Raw genomic sequence first — 736 nt, forward strand, 5'->3', positions numbered from 1 at the left:
TTGGATAAGTCCTCGATCGATTAGTATCTGTCAGCTGCATGCGTCGCCGCACGTCCACCTCAGACCTATCTACCTTGTCATCTCCAAGGGATCTTACTCACTTGCGTGATGGGAAATCTCATCTCGAGGGGGGCTTCATGCTTAGATGCTTTCAGCACTTATCCCGTCCACACGTAGCTACCCAGCGATGCTCCTGGCGGAACAACTGGTACACCAGCGGTGTGTCCATCCCGGTCCTCTCGTACTAAGGACAGCTCCTCTCAAATTTCCAACGCCCGCGACGGATAGGGACCGAACTGTCTCACGACGTTCTGAACCCAGCTCGCGTACCGCTTTAATGGGCGAACAGCCCAACCCTTGGGACCTACTTCAGCCCCAGGATGCGATGAGCCGACATCGAGGTGCCAAACCTCCCCGTCGATGTGGACTCTTGGGGGAGATAAGCCTGTTATCCCCAGGGTAGCTTTTATCCGTTGAGCGACGGCCCTTCCATACGGGACCGCCGGATCACTAAGCCCGACTTTCGTCTCTGCTCGACTTGTAGGTCTCGCAGTCAAGCTCCCTTTTGCCTTTGCACTCTGCGAATGATTTCCAACCATTCTGAGGGAACCTTTGGGCGCCTCCGTTACTGTTTAGGAGGCGACCGCCCCAGTCAAACTGCCCACCTGACACTGTTCCTGATCCGGATCACGGACCGAGGTTAGAATAGTCGTACAGCCAGGGTAGTATCCCACCA

Annotated in this window: 1 rRNA gene; it reads right to left on the reverse strand. The window is 55.6% G+C overall.

Annotation, left to right across the window (positions count from 1 at the left end):
* Nucleotides 1–736, reverse strand: a 23S ribosomal RNA gene (locus tag AC5W2J_RS17195); the annotation flags it as partial.

The sequence above is a fragment of the Sinobaca sp. SA16-1 genome, from assembly GCF_059510515.1.